General features: G+C 62.3%; 16 protein-coding genes. 10 read left to right on the plus strand and 6 right to left on the minus strand.

The window, feature by feature from the left end:
* The first annotated feature begins 267 nt into the window (after positions 1-267).
* The 8 genes from hisD (at position 268) to ACTO5E_RS07040 (ending at position 6,665) form a co-directional block, all read left to right on the plus strand.
* Entirely contained in the window at positions 268-1,557 is a 1,290-nt protein-coding gene (hisD, locus tag ACTO5E_RS07005; RefSeq protein ID WP_482302696.1) for a histidinol dehydrogenase, read from the plus strand.
* Complete coding sequence (locus ACTO5E_RS07010) at positions 1,557-1,853, plus strand: hypothetical protein (protein WP_482302697.1); 297 nt, start codon at positions 1,557-1,559, stop codon at positions 1,851-1,853. Before hisD ends, ACTO5E_RS07010 begins: the two co-directional genes overlap by 1 nt.
* Positions 1,854-1,855: 2 nt before the next feature.
* Entirely contained in the window at positions 1,856-2,917 is a 1,062-nt protein-coding gene (locus ACTO5E_RS07015; protein ID WP_482302698.1) for a pyridoxal phosphate-dependent aminotransferase, read from the plus strand.
* Positions 2,914-3,489: an imidazoleglycerol-phosphate dehydratase HisB gene (hisB, locus tag ACTO5E_RS07020; RefSeq protein ID WP_482302699.1), complete on the plus strand. Its 576-nt coding sequence runs from the start codon at positions 2,914-2,916 to the stop codon at positions 3,487-3,489. Before ACTO5E_RS07015 ends, hisB begins: the two co-directional genes overlap by 4 nt.
* A 235-nt stretch (positions 3,490-3,724) precedes the next feature.
* Entirely contained in the window at positions 3,725-4,783 is a 1,059-nt protein-coding gene (locus tag ACTO5E_RS07025) for a radical SAM family protein (RefSeq protein ID WP_482302700.1), read from the plus strand.
* Between the two features lie 18 nt (positions 4,784-4,801).
* Positions 4,802-5,875 (plus strand): 1-(5-phosphoribosyl)-5-[(5-phosphoribosylamino)methylideneamino]imidazole-4-carboxamide isomerase, encoded by a 1,074-nt coding sequence (gene hisA / locus ACTO5E_RS07030; protein WP_482302701.1) that lies wholly within the window; start codon positions 4,802-4,804, stop codon positions 5,873-5,875.
* Between the two features lies 1 nt (position 5,876).
* Positions 5,877-6,200, plus strand: coding sequence for a phosphoribosyl-ATP diphosphatase (gene hisE, locus ACTO5E_RS07035; protein WP_482302702.1), 324 nt, complete (start codon positions 5,877-5,879; stop codon positions 6,198-6,200).
* 12 nt (positions 6,201-6,212) lie between these two features.
* Entirely contained in the window at positions 6,213-6,665 is a 453-nt protein-coding gene (locus ACTO5E_RS07040; RefSeq protein WP_482302703.1) for a class I SAM-dependent methyltransferase, read from the plus strand.
* Between the two features lie 244 nt (positions 6,666-6,909).
* On the opposite strand, the gene ACTO5E_RS07045 is transcribed toward ACTO5E_RS07040, so the two are convergent.
* From ACTO5E_RS07045 to ACTO5E_RS07055, 3 genes are all read right to left on the minus strand, one after another.
* Positions 6,910-7,554, minus strand: coding sequence for a sugar O-acetyltransferase (locus ACTO5E_RS07045; RefSeq protein ID WP_482302704.1), 645 nt, complete (start codon positions 7,552-7,554; stop codon positions 6,910-6,912).
* A gap of 204 nt (positions 7,555-7,758) precedes the next feature.
* Positions 7,759-8,217 carry a nucleoside deaminase gene (locus tag ACTO5E_RS07050; protein ID WP_482302705.1) on the minus strand — a complete coding sequence of 153 codons (459 nt, stop codon included), beginning with the start codon at positions 8,215-8,217 and terminating at the stop codon, positions 7,759-7,761.
* Complete coding sequence (locus ACTO5E_RS07055) at positions 8,217-9,401, minus strand: CPBP family intramembrane glutamic endopeptidase (protein WP_482302706.1); 1,185 nt, start codon at positions 9,399-9,401, stop codon at positions 8,217-8,219. Before ACTO5E_RS07055 ends, ACTO5E_RS07050 begins: the two co-directional genes overlap by 1 nt.
* 322 nt (positions 9,402-9,723) lie before the next feature.
* Between ACTO5E_RS07055 and ACTO5E_RS07060 the strand changes: the two genes are divergently transcribed.
* Together ACTO5E_RS07060 and ACTO5E_RS07065 are read left to right on the plus strand one after the other, a co-directional pair.
* The gene (locus ACTO5E_RS07060) at positions 9,724-10,620 is read left to right on the plus strand and encodes a helix-turn-helix domain-containing protein (RefSeq protein WP_482302707.1); all 897 of its coding nucleotides are present in this window, start codon (positions 9,724-9,726) and stop codon (positions 10,618-10,620) included.
* Positions 10,604-12,238: an ABC transporter ATP-binding protein gene (locus ACTO5E_RS07065; RefSeq protein WP_482302708.1), complete on the plus strand. Its 1,635-nt coding sequence runs from the start codon at positions 10,604-10,606 to the stop codon at positions 12,236-12,238. The genes ACTO5E_RS07060 and ACTO5E_RS07065 overlap by 17 nt, the downstream gene beginning before the upstream one ends.
* Before the next feature lie 313 nt (positions 12,239-12,551).
* Here ACTO5E_RS07065 and ACTO5E_RS07070 read toward each other — a convergent pair whose 3' ends face one another.
* The 3 genes from ACTO5E_RS07070 to ACTO5E_RS07080 form a co-directional block, all read right to left on the minus strand.
* On the minus strand, positions 12,552-12,962 hold the full coding sequence (locus ACTO5E_RS07070; RefSeq protein ID WP_482302709.1) for a bis(5'-nucleosyl)-tetraphosphatase: 411 nt from the start codon (positions 12,960-12,962) through the stop codon (positions 12,552-12,554).
* Between the two features lie 75 nt (positions 12,963-13,037).
* The gene (locus ACTO5E_RS07075; protein ID WP_482302710.1) at positions 13,038-14,081 is read right to left on the minus strand and encodes an aldose epimerase family protein; all 1,044 of its coding nucleotides are present in this window, start codon (positions 14,079-14,081) and stop codon (positions 13,038-13,040) included.
* A 4-nt stretch (positions 14,082-14,085) separates the two neighbouring features.
* Positions 14,086-15,045 carry an ROK family protein gene (locus ACTO5E_RS07080; protein WP_482302711.1) on the minus strand — a complete coding sequence of 320 codons (960 nt, stop codon included), beginning with the start codon at positions 15,043-15,045 and terminating at the stop codon, positions 14,086-14,088.
* Positions 15,046-15,294 lie beyond the last annotated feature (249 nt).

Genomic DNA, 15,294 nt, shown 5'->3' on the forward strand with positions numbered 1-15,294 from the left:
CTACCGGTAGGAGTTTGCCGGTACTTTTGCGAAGCAAAAGGCGACTCCTTCGGAGTCGAGGCAAACTCCGTGACTTGCCCGAAGGGCAATGTCAGGAGCCCCCGAACCGCCACCCACGCCAAACGCTGTGTGAGGGAGCTCTATATGGGCCAATCGCCCGCCAAAGGACAAGCCCACAAAAGAAAAAGCCTCCCCCTAAACCGCCAGCTGCCAGGCCCAAAAAAGACAGGTTTTTTCGTCAACAGAAGCAGAGAGGAGCAAACTGTCATGATAAAGGTTGTGACTGCCGCCGGGCCGGAGCGCCGGGCGTTTATTGAGAGCCTGAAGTCCCGGGCAGGGACTGTGGACCCGAAAATTGAGGAGGCTGTGGCCGGCATCATCCAGGAGGTGCGCCAGGGGGGAGACGAGGCGGTGAAGGCCTGCTCCTGCCGGTTTGACGGCTGGACTCCTGACTGTCTGGAGCTGAGCCGCCAGGAGATGGAGGACATTGCCAAGGACTGCGGCAAGGATTTTCTTGGGGCGTTGGAACGGGCAGCTGCCAATATTTACGACTTTCATGCCCGGCAGAAGCAGCAGAGCCGCATTGACCCGGACCCCCGGGGCATAATCACCGGCCAGCGGGTGCGGGGGCTGCACCGGGCCGGGGTGTATGTGCCCGGCGGCACAGCGGGCTACCCCTCCTCGGTGCTGATGAATGTGATTCCCGCCAAGGTGGCCGGGGTGGGAGAAATCGTGATGGCAACCCCCCCGGGCCGGGCCGGCCGGCCGGACCCCAATATTATTGCCGCTGCTTTGACAGCCGGGGTAGACCGGGTGTTTTTGATGGGCGGGGCCCAGGCCGTGGCCGCGCTGGCCTTTGGCACCCAGTCTGTGCCCAAGGCGGACAAGATTGTGGGGCCTGGGAATATCTATGTGGCGACAGCCAAAAAGCAGCTGTATGGCGTGGTGGACATTGACATGATTGCCGGGCCCAGCGAGATTCTTATTATCGCCGACGGCACCGCAGACCCGGAATTTCTGGCAGCGGACCTGATGAGTCAGGCGGAGCACGACCCCATGGCCTCGGCGGTGCTCATCACCCCCAGCGAAGCATTGGCCCGAGAGACCGTGGAGGCGGTGTACCGGCAGGTGCAAGGGCTCTCCCGGCGGGAGATCATTGAGAAGGCCCTGGACGATTTCGGGGCGGTGATTGTCTGCGGGGACATGGACGAGGCAGTGGAGTTTGCCAACGAGCTGGCCCCTGAGCACCTGGAGGTCTGCTGCAGCGACCCCTTCTCCTATTTGGGGCGGCTGGACAACGCGGGCTCGGTATTTTTGGGCAATTACGCCCCCGAGCCCCTGGGGGACTACTATGCGGGAGCCAACCATGTGCTGCCCACCGGGGGCACGGCCCGGTTCTTCTCGCCCCTTTCGGTGGACGATTTTGTGAAGAAGTCCAGCTTTATCTACTACCCACGGGAGGAGCTGCTGAAGGCTGCGGAGGACATTATTCTGCTGGCAAAAACCGAGGAGCTTACCGCCCATGCCAACTCCATTGAGGTTCGGGTGAAACGCTGATGGAGAAAAAGCTTGAGACGGTGGAGGACGTGTATAAGGCCCTTACCGGCCAGGGAGAGCTGGAATGGATTGGGGAGAAAAAGCAGGCCGCTGTGCTGTATTATACAGTGGGGCGGCGGCAGTATAAAATATTTTTCGACGACAGCAATGTAGAGGTCTCGGTGAAGAAGCGGCTGTTTCAAAACGAGTATTGGGACAGCCTGGGCGTCCGCCACTATACGGAGCCGGAGGACTCGATTCAGGATGTGTTTGACACGGTGATGTGGTGCCGGAAGGAATTCGGAAAGAGGGAGTAGCCATGTATCAGCTCAACGAAAAAATTGCGGGCCTTGCCGCCTATGCCCCGGTGGACAACGCCGGCTGTGTGCGGCTGGACGCCAACGAGTCCTTTTTGGCCGTGCCCCGGGAGGTGCGGGCGCTGTGGAAGGCCGCGGTGGATGAGACGGAGTTTCACCGCTACCCGGACCCGGCGGCAGAGGGCCTTTGCCGGGCCTTTGCCGGGTACTATGGGGTGGACCCGGCCCATGTAACGGCGGGGAACGGCTCGGATGAGCTGATTTCCGTGATTTTTCAGGCGTTTTTGTGCAAGGGAGAGGCCTTTGCCACCCTGGAACCGGACTTTTCCATGTACACCCAGGCAGGGGCTCTGGCGGAGGCCCGGCATGTGGCCATACAAAAGCAGAGGCCCGGCTGCGCTGTGGACATAGACCAGGTGATTGAGACCTGCCGGAGAGAGCGGGTGGGGCTGCTGATTTTCAGCAACCCCTGCAACCCCACGTCCCTGGTGCTGGGGCGGGAGGAGGTGCGGCGGCTGGTGGGCTCGGTGGAGGGCCTGGTGGCGCTGGACGAGGCCTATATGGACTTCTCCTCTCAGAGCTTGCTGGGGGAGGAGGGGGCCTTTGACAACCTGATCATTCTGCGCACCTGCTCCAAGGCGGTGGGCATGGCGGCGCTGCGTCTGGGCTTTGCCGTGGCCGGAGAGAGGCTGACCGGGAGGCTGCGGGCGGCCAAGTCCCCCTATAATGTAAACAGCCTGTCCCAGGTCATGGGGCAGAGAATGCTGGAACAGCCCCGGCTGCTGCAGGCGGCGTTGAAAAGAATCCTGGACTCCCGGCGGGAGTTATTGGCCGGACTGGGGGAAATTGCCCGGGAAATGCCGGGCTGGTTCAGTCTGCTGCCGGGAGAGACCAATTTTGCGGCCCTGGTCATGGAGGACGGCCAAGGGGTGCAGCAGGAGCTTTTGCGCCGGGGGGTGGCGGTGCGGTACACCGGCGGGCTGCTGCGGGTGACCTGCGGCCTGCCGGAGGAAAACCAGGCGTTTTTGCGGGCATTTCAAAATATCGGGAGGGGATGGATATGAGCAGAACCGGGCAGGTCCACCGAAAAACCGGGGAGACGGAGGTGCGTGTCAGCGTGAACCTGGACGGCGGGGAGAGAAGTATTTCCACCGGGCTGGGCTTTTTTGACCATATGCTCACCGCCCTGGCAGTGCATGGGGGCCTGGGGCTGACTGTGGAGGCCAAAGGCGACCTGGAGGTGGACTGCCACCACACTGTGGAGGACGTGGGCATTGTGCTGGGGCAGGCCTTGGGCCAGGCTTTGGGGGACAAGGCCGGGTTGCGGCGGTATGGACACGCGGCCATTCCCATGGACGAGGCCTTGGGGACCTGCGCGGTGGATGTGAGCGGACGGGCCTTTCTGGTGTTTCGCGGGGAGTTCCCTCAGGAGCGGGTGGGGGAGTATGACAGCTGCATGACGGAGGAATTTTTCCGGGCAGTGGCTATGAACGCGGGGCTGACGCTGCATCTGGGGTGCGAGTACGGGACGAATACCCATCATATGGTAGAGGCGTTGTTCAAGGCCTTTGCCCATGCTTTGAAGGACGCGGTGGTCCGGGAGAGCGGGGTTATGTCCACAAAAGGCGTGTTGTAGGAGAGCTGCGCTGCTGCGCCCAGCGAGCCAGCCGCGCGTGTTCTTTGCGCGGCTGAGGCCGTTTTGCGGAGCAAAATGGCTATTCTTTGCGCGAAGCGCAAAGTTGCGAGCGGCTGTCTTCGGGGCGGCGGATATGGGGAGGGAGCCTGCCCTTACCCCGCCCTTAAAAGCCAAAGCCTAACATAAAGCAGAAGCGGACTCTGTCTGATTTCTGTCTGACAGGAGGTTGCCAATCATGAAAAAATTCGACAAGCTGTCTTTGGTCATGGACCTGCTGGGGTGTCCCAACCGCTGCAAGCACTGCTGGCTGGGCCATGCACCCAACCCCCGGCTGGGCCCGGAGGACCTGCGCTTTGCCGCCGGAGCCCTGCGTCCCTTCTGCCGGGAGCTGGTGGTCTACGACTGGACCCGGGAGCCGGACTTTGGGGACGATTACCGGGAGAAGTGGGAGCTGTGCGAGGAGCTCTCCACCTGCAGAGGGCGGGACCACTTCGAGCTGGCCAGCCTGTGGCGTGTGGCCCGGGATGAGAGCTATGCCCCCTGGCTCAAGACCGTGGGCGTGGACGTGGTGCAGATCACCCTGTTCGGCGGGGAGGAGACCACGGACTGGTTTACGGGCCGCCGGGGCGCTTATCAGGACATTCTCACGTCAGTGGACCGGCTGCTGGAAGCAGGCATTGCCCCACGGGTGCAGGCCTTTGTCAATAAGAGGAACCTGGGCGAGCTCCCGGCAGTGGAGGACTTTGTCCGCCGCCTGAGCCTGGAGGAGCGTTGCCGGGACGTGGGCCGGGAATTCCGCTGCTTTGTCCACCAGGGCAGCTGCGCCGGGGAGAACCGCCGGTTCTATCCGGAGTGGATTACCCCGGAGGACCTGGAAAGGATTCCGCCCTATCTGATGGAGAAGACCCTGGAACACTTTGGCGCAAGGACCCTGCAGGAGGTCTTTGGCGTCACCGAGGCAGAGCTTTGCCGGGAGCTGGCAGAGGACAGCTCGGTGAAAAGCCTGGGTGGGGGGCTTACCGAGGCGGTGCTGTATATGGGGGCCGACTTCACGGCGTACCCTAACTTTGGCGAACCCTCTCTGCCTGCCTGGGGGCTGGGAAATCTGAAGTCGGACGGGGCTGAGGCAATTCTCAGAAACCTGACAGAGGACAGAAGTCCCGCCCAGTCCGCCAGAAAAAATGTGCCCTTGAAGGAGCTGGCCCGGGCCTGCGGAGACCCAACCAGTCAGCGGCTGTTTGGCTGGGAGGACTATGTGGAATTTTTGCTCAACGAGTATTGCGGGACAATGTGATGGAAAGGGGAGTTGGCTATGTTTGTTTTGCCCGCCATTGATATTCACCAGGGGCAGTGCGTGCGGCTGTTTCAGGGGGACTATGCCACAGCCCAGGTGGTGGCCGGGGACCCGGCGGAGACCGCCCGTCGGTTTGAGAGCCAGGGGGCCGCGTGGCTGCACATGGTGGACCTGGACGGAGCCAGAGAGGGCCGGCCGGTCAACCGGGGGCTGATTCTGCGCACAGTGGAGAGCGTTGGCATGAAGGTGGAGCTGGGCGGCGGCATCCGGGACATGGAGACCGTGGAGGACTACCTGAGCCATGGGGTGGAGCGGGTAATTCTGGGCTCGGCGGCGTTGGGGGACCCGGACTTTGTCAGGCGGGCGGTGGAGCGGTTCGGCCCGCGGATTGCCGTGGGCATTGACGCCCGGGAGGGCAAGGCGGCGGCTCAGGGCTGGACCCAGGACAGCGGCATGGATTACATTGCGCTGGCCCGGCAGATGGAGGGGCTGGGGGTGCAGACCATCATCTGCACGGACATTGGCCGGGACGGCGCCCAGACCGGCCCCAACCTGGCCATGCTGCGGCAGCTGGACCAGGCGGTGGGGTGTCAGATTATCGCCAGCGGCGGGGTGAGCTCTTTGGAGGACCTGACCGCCCTGCGGGACCTGGGGCTCTACGGCGCTATTGCGGGCAAGGCGGTGTATGCCGGGGCAGTGGACCTGGAGGAGGCCCTGATTGCCTGCCGTCTGCTGCGCCCCATGCCCAAAACAGAGCAGGCCCTTTGCCAGGAGCTGGACCGGTATTTTCGCAAGGGAGAGCTGATTCCCGCTGTGGTGCAGGACGCGGCTACCGGTCAGGCGTTGATGCTGGCCTATATGAACCGGCAGTCCCTGAGGAGGACCTTAGAGACCGGGTATACCTGGTTCTACAGCCGCAGCCGGGAGGTCCTGTGGATGAAGGGGGAGACCTCGGGCAACACCCAGCGGGTGGTGAGCATTGCCGCCGACTGCGACGACGACACCCTGCTGGTGCGGGTGACGCCGGCGGGCCCTGCCTGTCACACAGGGCGGCAGTCCTGCTTTTATAAAAATATATGGGAGGAGCCATAGCATGGAGGCATTGCGGGAGCTGTATGAGGTCATAAAAAGCCGGAAGGAGAACGCCCCGGAGGGGTCCTACACCGGCTATCTGTTTGCTCAGGGCCTGGATAAAATTCTGAAAAAGTGCGGGGAGGAGTGCAGCGAGGTGCTGATCGCCGCGAAAAACCAGCGGCAGGAGGACACAGTTGGGGAGATCAGCGACCTTTTGTACCATTTGACTGTGCTGATGGTCAACGAGGGCATTCCTCTGGAAGCGGTGGAGCAGGAGCTGGCCCGGCGGGCGCAGAAGCAGGGGAATTTGAAGCAGTTCCACCAGGTAGACAAGGACACATAAGGAGGCGGAGCGGTGAGTCGGCAGATATGGTGGGAGGAGCTGCCCTGGGACTATGCCAGCAAGGCCCGGGACTTTTTGAAGCCTGGGGTCCGGGTGCTGGACCTGTCCCCGGAGGAGGGGGCCTACCCCTTTGGCCGGGAGCCGGCGGAGGCGGTCCGGTGGAACGGGACGGGGCCCCTGCCCTTTGCGGACGGCAGCTTTGACCTGGTGCTGTGCCGGTTTGGCCTGTTGCCCTTGGAAGAGGCCGCCCGGGTGCTGGCGGCAGGGGGCTTTGTGGTGGCGGAGCAGGTGGGGGGCAGCGACAGCTGGGAGCCCGGCCCCCTGGACTTTAACCTGGAAAACCAGCTGCCCCGGGTAGAGGCGGCAGGATTCCGGGTGATGTGGCGGCAGCAGGCCTACCCCCTGGGCCCTGGGGGCAGGCGGGGGCACCGGTTCATTTTTATTGCGAAGAAGCGGGCGGTTTGACCGTTAACAGGTGACCGTCAACAAAAGAAAAAAGACCGGCCCGGGGAGCGATTGCTTTGGGGCGGTCTTTTTTTGTTGGGGATGGAGTGTCTTATGTTCGGCCTTGTAGGAAAATAGGCGAAACGGCGGATTTTTGACCAGAAAAGGGGAATTTTAAGGAGAAGCCTGCCGGAAAGCGGGGAGTTTCGATGCAAAGCGGCCCCTTTCGGGCAAAAGGACGGCGACTCTCAGTTTTAGGCCGGCCTTATTCCTCGGGGATGATTTGGTTGTCGGCCAGCACCTGGGGCAGGCGGGCCATGCTGTCAGCCTCGGTAATCTCCCGGATGACCCGGCAGGGTACTCCGGCGGCAAAGCTGTTGGGAGGAATATCCCGGGTGACCACGCTGCCCGCACCAATGACACAGCCGTCTCCCACCGTCACCCCAGGGCACACAGTGACCGATGCGCCGAACCAGCAGTCGTTGCCAATGTGGACAGGCTTGGCATAGCACAGGCGCTTCACCTCACCGGAGGCAGTGCGGATGGCGTTGCGCTCGCTGGGGACCATGGGGTGGATGGGGGTGACAATGGTGACGTTGGGGCCAAAATTGCAGTTGTCCCCAATGGTGACCTGCGCGTCGTCCTGAACGGTGAAGTTGAAGTTGGCGAAGAAATTTTTGCCGATTTTGGTGTGCTTGCCATAGTGAAAGGCAATGGGGCCCTGAATGCGGCCGTTTTCTCCGAACTCACCGATGATTTCGTGGAGAATGGCGGCGCGCTTTTCCGTCTCGTCCTCGTGGGTCTGGTTGTAGTCCACGTCCAGGTTATGGGTTTTCAGCTTGATGGCCACCAGCTCCGGGTCGCCGGGGCAGAACAGAACGCCCGCCTGAATTTTTTCTTCCTCGCGCATGGAGATGCTCCTCTCTGAGTGGATGATTTGGAAATATTGTAGCACAGCCTGAAATGAATTGCAATATTTTGCCTGTCTTTGGCCGGCTGGGTGAGAGCTTGGGGCGCGGGACAAAAAGCTGGTTGGCGCGCCGGTGAAAGGCGTGGACACGCGGGCGCCCCGGAGAAGCCAGGGTCTCGAAAGCAAACGGTTCTTGAAATTATTTTACCGGAGGGACCGGAAAAATGCTTGGAGAAGGGCCTGGGCCTCCTCTCCATAGAAGCCGGGGAAGACCTGGATGGCCGGAGCGGCGGGCAGGCGCAGCAGGTCGGCGGCTGTGCCGCAGCAGCCCAGGCCCTCGTCCTCAGCACCGAAAATAATCCGGGCCACCCGGGCGTTCACCGCTGCCCCGGCGCACATGGGGCAGGGCTCCAGGGTGACATAGAGGTGTGCGCCGGTCAGCCGCCAGTCTCCCACTGTCCGGCAGGCCTGGGCCAGGGCCTCTATTTCCGCGTGGGCCAGGGCGCTGCCCAGGGCCTCCCGGCGGTTGCGGCCCTGGCCCAGCACCTGGCCCTCCCGGACCACCACCGCGCCCACAGGCACCTCTCCGGCCTGAGCCGCCTCCCGGGCCAGGGCAAGGGCCTGGAGCATGTAGCGCTTTTCCGGCAGAAATTCCCGCTCCATTACAGGAACAAAATCAGGGCCTGGGCCAGGCACAGCACAAAAAGGCCCCACAGCAGCGGCGCGCTCAGCAGGCACACCGCAGTCTCGCCGCCTCTCATGGGGGCAAGGGCGGGCGGGGACAGCTGGGGCTGAGGCTGGGGCTGGCGTTGCGCAGCCTGCTTCTTCCGGTGGCCGATAACCAGCAGAATCATAAAGGAGACCGTGCCCAGGGCCACGGGAATGATCATCAGCAGGGCCTCAAAGAGACTTTTTCCGCCGCCGCTCAGTCCCAGCAGGCCGGAATAGCTGCCCACCACGGCAATCCCATTGTTGAGGGCGTGAATGGCTACGGTGAGCCAGAGGTTGCGGGTTTTGGCATAGACCAGGGCCATGCCCAGTCCCGCGATAGAGGCGAACACCACGCTGGACGGGTTGAGATGGGCCATGCCGAAAATCAGGGCGGAGCCCACAATGGCGAAGCCCCCGCCGTATTTCTCCAAGGTGGAGAAGATCGCGCCACGAAAGGCAAACTCCTCCACCAGGGGCACCAGAATGGCCACGCCGAAGAACTCCACCGCCAGGTTGACCCAGCTGTCTCCCTGGCCCAGGGTCTGGAACGGTTCCTTGGCCCCCAGGCGGTTCAGCAGGGCGTCGACCAGCATGGCGGGGTAGTTGCCGGCCAGCGACAGGCCCAGTCCGGCGAACACCCACAGCAGGGAGGAGAAGAAGCCCACCCGCTCAAAACGCAGGACCTGATTCCAGTCCGGCTTGCTGATGAGCAGCCAGCCCAAAGCCGGGAGCCCGGTGGCCAGAGGGGACAGGGCTGTGGTGAGAAGCACCATTGCAAAGCTGTCTGTAAGCAAGTCCAGGCTCAGGGAGGCCCCCCAGCAGATGGCAAGCACCACCAGCTGAAGCAGCAGGCCCAGTAAGGTTTGGACCAGCACAATAGCTGCGGTCTGGTTCAGGGCCATGCGGGCCCCGTGCTTGCGGGGGTCTCGCCTCTTGGGCTGAAAGCTGGCCGGGCGGGGGACCGCCGCCGGCTGGGCCGGATAGGGGTAGGGCAGGGCGTATCCCGGGTATGGGGCGCAGCCCCCAGGGTAAGGGCCCTGAGCAGCCGGCGGCTGAGGGCCGGCAGGGGGCTGGGGAGAGGCCTGGGCAGGGTAGGGCCCAGGGGAGGGGGGATTCCAAGCGTCATATGAGTTCATGGGAGCATCGTTCCTTTCTGGGTTGAGGGCTGTTTCCGCTGCGGGCCGCCGGCTGTCCTGATTGTGGGCAGTCGACTGCTCTAATAAGGTATTATACACCAAATGTGCGGCGGACACAAGGCGGGGAGGGAAGATATATTGTGAACTTTTTTGTTGACTGGGGGGCGGCGGCAAAAGCAGCGCAGGCCGGTGGGGCGGGTGAGCTCCCCAAAATCCAAGGCTCCGTTGGATTTTGCCAAAGCTCTATGCCTTGCATCCAAGTCTGAGTTTTGCTACAATACAACTGCAACGAGAATTTCGGCGCAATCAAGGAGGCGGAACCATGGAGGAGAACCTGTTGGGCGCACAGATCGCCCACCTGAGAAAGAAAGCGGGCATGACCCAGGAGGAGCTGGGCCGGGCAGTGGGGGTGAGCTCCCAGGCCGTGAGCCGCTGGGAGTGCGGCGGCGCGCCGGACGTGGCCCTGCTGCCCGCCATTGCCGACACTCTGGGGGTGGCTGTGGACAGGCTGTTTGGCCGGGAGGGGGGCGAAAAGCTGGATATGGAGGTTTTGCTGGGCCGCTGGCTGCGGTCTGTGCCGGAAGGCGAGCGGATGGAGCGGCTTTGCAGGCTGGTGTGGTCCTCTATCGGCTGCTTCTATCCCACCACGGTTGCCATGCCCAGAATGGAGTATATCACGACCTGCTGGGTAGGCTCGGAGCAGAAAAAGCAGATCATGTACACCCAGATTCAGGGCGGGGGCGGGGTTCTGCTGGACGTTCACGCGGAGGACCTGAGCTTTGTTACCCTTTGGCCTGAGCCCAAAGAGGGCTATGCCGCTTATTTGGGCTCTATGGAGGATTTTCGCCGCCTGTTCGCCCTGCTGGCAAGGCCCGGGTGCCTGGAGCTGCTGGAGGAGCTGTACCGGAGAAAGCCCCAGTATTTCATCCCCAGCGTGGTGGCAAGGCGGCTGGGCATGTCCCCGGCAGCGGTGTCGGAGCTGCTGGACCAGCTGGAGGCGTGCAGGATTTTGCAGTCTACAGGCCTGGAGCTGGACCAGGGGGAGGTGAAGGTCTATCAGCTGGTAGAGCCCATCAATCTGGTTCCGCTGCTGTACACGGCCCAGAGCTTTATGCAGACAGGCTACAACTATGTGTACTACTATGATGAAGAGGCTCCGCTGCTGCGGGGCGCAAAATGGGAAAAAGGGGAGGCGGCAGTCCATGAAAACGAAAAATGAGCGGAAGGAAGCCCAAACAGTCAGCATGTCCTATTATCTCAAGAAATTCTGGCGGCCGGCGCTGGCGGCGTCGCTGCCCCTGCTGGCCATGTGCGGGGGGCAGGCAGGGGCCAGTCTGGCCACGGCCCAGCTTTTTCAGACTGTGTTTGAGGGCGACATGGAGGGAATGCTTTGGTGGATGGTGGCGCTGTCGGGCATCTGGCTGGGACTGATGGGCCTGAGCGCGGCCAAGGAGCTGCTGCTGTCCCGGGCGGTGCGAAAGCTGAACAACGCCCTGCGGGGGGACATGGCCGCTGGTCTTTTACATATGACGCACCAGGAATACCACCGGGAGGGCACAGGCGAAGCTCTCTCCCGCTTTACCAACGAGGTGAACCAGGCGGAGACCCTGGCATGGAGGCCCTTTTTTCAGCTGGTGGAAATGGCGGCAACGGCGGTGTTCAGCGTGCTGGCGCTGCTTACCATCCACTGGTCCCTGGTGCTGGCGGCCGTGCTCACCACCCTGCTGATGCTGTTGGTTCCCCAGCGGTTCAACCGGCCTATGGAGCGTCTGGGGGAGGTCTGCGCCAAGGAGCAGGCCTCCGCCACAGGAAAGCTCAGAGACCTGCTCTCGGGCCGGGATGTGCTGCGGTCCTTTGGCCGGGAGGCGCGGTTTTCTCGGGGGGTGGGCAGCGCAAGCGACCAGATTGAGAAGCCCAGGTTCCGGCTGGCCTGTGTCAAGGGCTTGGCGGGGGCTGCGGTGGGCTGCGTCAACCTGCTGTGCCAGGTGTTGATCATCGGCCTGGTGGGGTTTCTGGCCATAGGGGGCTACACCCAGGCCGGGTCCCTGGCGGCGGGGGGCAATCTCTGCGGGATGCTTCACAGCGCCCTGGGAAATATTGCGGGGCTGCTCCTCTCCTTCTCCTCCGCCCGGCCCTATTTCGAGAAAATCCCCCTGCCCTCTGCCGGCGGAGAGGCCGGAGGCCAGCCCATGCCCCCGCTGGGCCAGGACATTGTCCTGGAAGGGCTCAGCATTCAATATGAGGGCAAGCCGGTTTTGCGGGACCTGTCTCTGCGGTTCAGCCGGGGCGGCAAATACGCCCTCACCGGCCCCTCGGGCTGCGGCAAGTCTACTCTGCTCAAGCTTTTGCTGGGCTGGCTGCCAGACTACCAGGGCAGCGTTCGTTTTGACGGCAGAGACCTGCATGGCCTGCCGCCGGAGCAGCTTCAGCGTCAGATGAGCTATATTGAGCAGAATGTGTTTCTGTTCAACACCAGCATTCGGGACAACATCACCCTGGGGGAGGAATTTACTCCCGAACAGCTGGACAGGGCCCTGCGGGACAGCGCCCTTGCCGGGGACCTGGCCGGAATGCCCGCAGGCCTGGACACTGTGGTGGGGGAGGAGGGGAGCAGCCTCTCCGGCGGGCAGAAGCAGCGGGTGGCCATTGCCCGGGCGTTGATTCATGACCGCTCCATTCTTCTGGTGGACGAGGGCACCAGCGCTTTGGACCAGCAGAACGCGGATATTGTAGAGAAAAGCCTGCTGCAGAACCCGGAGCTGACCTTGATTCTGGTGAGCCACCATTTGACAGAGGAGCGCAAGGGGCAGTTTACTCAGGTTTTTCAGCTGGGGTGACAGCCGCGGCACAAAAAAGGACCGGTTCACCATGAACCGGTCCTTTCCACTATTCTGACATCGGCTGCGTTGGGCGAAGCAGTCCCCAGAGTATGGTTGAAAAGCGAAAGCCGCCTTTTGCCCGGGCATTTCTGCCCCGAGATTTTTCAGGTGTTTTCCCGGGAAGGATTCTCGAGAAGGATTCTCGGGGGTAGTCTTTTTTCGTGTCACCCGCTTGGGCGGACCGGCTTGCAGGGGGGGCGCTTTCTGGAAAGGAAGTCCCCGGCGTCTGGCAAATCCGGATGGGGAAAACGGTTATTGGGCCCCACAGCTTCTAGTCCCTCTCATAGTAGGCGATAAAGGCCCGCAGCACGTCCCGGTCGGTCTCAAAGGTCACCAGGTCCAGGGCCTGGCCCAGGGTGGCCCAGCAGGTCTCCTCCACCTCGGCCTCCTGACGCTTCAGCGCGCCCCCGGACGGCCTGGCCGCAAAGTAGACCACGTCCTTCATCACCCTGGGCTTGGGGGAGTAGGTGACCACCTTGCGAAAGCCGGTGTCCAGCTTAGCCTTCAGGCCGGTCTCCTCCCAAATCTCCCGCCGGGCAGTCTCCTCCTCGGTCTCCCGGTCCTCCACATGTCCCTTGGGGAAGCCCCAGTGCCCGCCGTTTTTGTGGCGGATCAGCAGCACCTGGGGCAGCTCCTCTGTCTCACGGCAGAGAATGGCGCCGCAGGACTTTTCCATTTTCATACGCCGTCGCCTCCAATGGATAAGATAAGGGGGCGGGCGCTTTCCGGCGCTCCCGGCCCCCTTTTGGTATGACTGTTATTGCACAGAAAACTGATAGGTTGTTTTGCTCGTAAACTCCACATCCTTTTCCAGCCAGCCGCCGGGGAAGTTCTCGTGATGGACCGAGTCCGGATAGAACTGAGTTTCCAGGCAAAATGCTGTGTGGGGGCCCATGGGCTTGCCGTCTTTGCCGGTAAGCCCCGGCTCCGGGATGTTGAAGGTGTACAGCTGCACCCCGGGCATGTCGGTGAAGACCTCCATGACCCGACCGCTGTCCGGCTCATAGGCCTGGGCGATCTTCCGGTAGCCGGCGCCTTCGGGGCAGAAGTTGTGGTCAAAGCCCTGGCACAGCTGGATGAGATGGTCCTGGGCAAACATATCCTGGCCCAAGGGCTTGGGGCTGCGGAAGTCCAGGGGGCCATCGGCCACATGGCGCAGCTCGCCCGTGGGAATCAGGTCGTCCGACACCGCAGTCACCCGCTGGGCGTTGATGGTCAGCTGGGTGCCCAGCACATCCTTGGCAGGGTCGCCGGAAAGATTGAAAAAGCTGTGGTTGGTGGGGTTATAGGGGGTCTTTTTGTCGCTGACCGCCTGATAGGTGATTTGCAGGCCGCCCTGGTTGTCCAGCTGGTATGTGACTGTGGTTTTCAGGGTCCCGGGGAAGCCCTCCTCGCCGTCCGGGCTTTCCAGGGTAAAGGCCACGCTGGGCTCCTCGCCCTCCTGTACCTGGGCGGTCCACAGGGCCTGATGAAAGCCCCCGGGCCCGCCGTGCAGGGAGTTCTCCCCGTCGTTCTTGTTCAATGTATACTCCTGGCCGTCCACGGTGAACCTGGCGCCGCCAATGCGGTTGCCAAAGCGTCCGATGGTGGCGCCCTGAAAGTTTTTGCCCAGATACTCCTCCAGAGTGTTGTGGCCCAGAACCACGTCCCCGGGTTTGCCGTCCCGGTCGGGGGCAATCAGGCTGAGGACGCGGCAGCCGTAGTCGCTTATGGTGACAGTCAGCGGCCCCTGGGTGAGGGTGTAGGCATGAACCTCCCGGCCGTCCGGAAGACTGCCGAAGCGTTTGATTTCCACTCCCATGGGCTCAGCCTTCCTTGCCCAGCATGGCCGCGCCGATGATGCCCGCGTCGTTGCCCAGCTGAGCCTTGCAGATACGGGTCTTCGCGTCGGGGTTGTGGCCGTACTGCTCCTTTTCCACCAGCTCGCGCACCGGGCCCAGCAGGTTCTCGCCCTCGTTGCCCACGCCGCCGCCAATGCACAGGATGTCCGGCTGGAAGACGTTGATCATGTTGGTCAGGCCCACGCTCAGGTACTTCACATACTCGTCCACAATTTCCTGGCCCACCGGGTCTCCCTGGCGCATGGCGTCAAAGGCGGTGCGGCCGTTGACCTTGTTGACGTCCCCGTCCACAATGGTCCACAGGGCGGAGTCTCTGGGGGCCTTTTCCACCATCTTCAGCTTGGTGCGCTTGATCAGGCCTGTGGCAGAGGCATAGGCCTCCCAGCAGCCCAGACGGCCGCAGGTGCAGGGCCAGCCGTCGGCAACAATAACCGTGTGGCCCAGCTCGGCCCCGGCAAAGTTGCTGCCAGAGTAGATTTTGCCCTCGATAATCACACCGCCGCCCACGCCGGTGCCCAGGGTAATGGCCATAGCGTCCTTAGCGCCCTTCAGCGCGCCGGCCATATACTCGCCAAAGGCCGCGGCGTTGGCGTCGTTTTCCATATAGATGGGCTTGCCGTCCAGACGCTCAGAGAGCATCTTCTGCATGGGAGTGTTGCGGAAGGGCAGGTTGTTGGCATACTCGATGATGCCGGTGTCCTTGTTGATGGTGCCGGGAGAGCCCAGGCCCACCCAAGGCACGTCGGCCAGGGTGATGCCGGCCTTTTCCAGGGCCTGACGGGCCGTGGCGGCCATAGCGTCGGCGATCTGCTCCGCGTTCTCCGTGGCAGTGGAGGAATTGGCTTTCGCCACGATTTTGCAGTCCTCATCCACTACGCCCACGGCGATGTTGGTGCCGCCGAGGTCGATTCCCAGATAATACATAGCGCATGCTCCTTAGTAGTCAGATTGGGGCGCACCCCTTCCTGTATAGTATACACTATTCTCACGGCGAAAGCAAATATTTTCTGGAAATATTTTCGGGCTTTTCCCGAGAAATTTATCAGACTGCACTTGATTTTCCCTTTTGTTCATGATAAAATAAAAAGACATGAGCCGCCGTGGTGAAATTGGCAGACACAAGGGACTTAAAATCCCTCGGTAGAAATACTGTACCGGTTCAAACCCGGTCGG

The organism is Acutalibacter sp., from assembly GCF_056800975.1.

Coding starts and splice junctions, on each gene's coding strand:
- hisA (WP_482302701.1), top strand. CDS start 4,802: ATGTTTGTTTTGCCCGCCATTGATATTCACCAGGGGCAGTGCGTGCGG.
- hisE (WP_482302702.1), top strand. CDS start 5,877: ATGGAGGCATTGCGGGAGCTGTATGAGGTCATAAAAAGCCGGAAGGAG.
- ACTO5E_RS07075 (WP_482302710.1), bottom strand. CDS start 14,081: ATGGGAGTGGAAATCAAACGCTTCGGCAGTCTTCCGGACGGCCGGGAG.
- ACTO5E_RS07070 (WP_482302709.1), bottom strand. CDS start 12,962: ATGAAAATGGAAAAGTCCTGCGGCGCCATTCTCTGCCGTGAGACAGAG.
- ACTO5E_RS07065 (WP_482302708.1), top strand. CDS start 10,604: ATGAAAACGAAAAATGAGCGGAAGGAAGCCCAAACAGTCAGCATGTCC.
- ACTO5E_RS07050 (WP_482302705.1), bottom strand. CDS start 8,217: ATGGAGCGGGAATTTCTGCCGGAAAAGCGCTACATGCTCCAGGCCCTT.
- hisB (WP_482302699.1), top strand. CDS start 2,914: ATGAGCAGAACCGGGCAGGTCCACCGAAAAACCGGGGAGACGGAGGTG.
- ACTO5E_RS07010 (WP_482302697.1), top strand. CDS start 1,557: ATGGAGAAAAAGCTTGAGACGGTGGAGGACGTGTATAAGGCCCTTACC.
- ACTO5E_RS07025 (WP_482302700.1), top strand. CDS start 3,725: ATGAAAAAATTCGACAAGCTGTCTTTGGTCATGGACCTGCTGGGGTGT.
- hisD (WP_482302696.1), top strand. CDS start 268: ATGATAAAGGTTGTGACTGCCGCCGGGCCGGAGCGCCGGGCGTTTATT.
- ACTO5E_RS07060 (WP_482302707.1), top strand. CDS start 9,724: ATGGAGGAGAACCTGTTGGGCGCACAGATCGCCCACCTGAGAAAGAAA.
- ACTO5E_RS07045 (WP_482302704.1), bottom strand. CDS start 7,554: ATGCGCGAGGAAGAAAAAATTCAGGCGGGCGTTCTGTTCTGCCCCGGC.
- ACTO5E_RS07055 (WP_482302706.1), bottom strand. CDS start 9,401: ATGAACTCATATGACGCTTGGAATCCCCCCTCCCCTGGGCCCTACCCT.
- ACTO5E_RS07080 (WP_482302711.1), bottom strand. CDS start 15,045: ATGTATTATCTGGGAATCGACCTCGGCGGCACCAACATCGCCGTGGGC.
- ACTO5E_RS07015 (WP_482302698.1), top strand. CDS start 1,856: ATGTATCAGCTCAACGAAAAAATTGCGGGCCTTGCCGCCTATGCCCCG.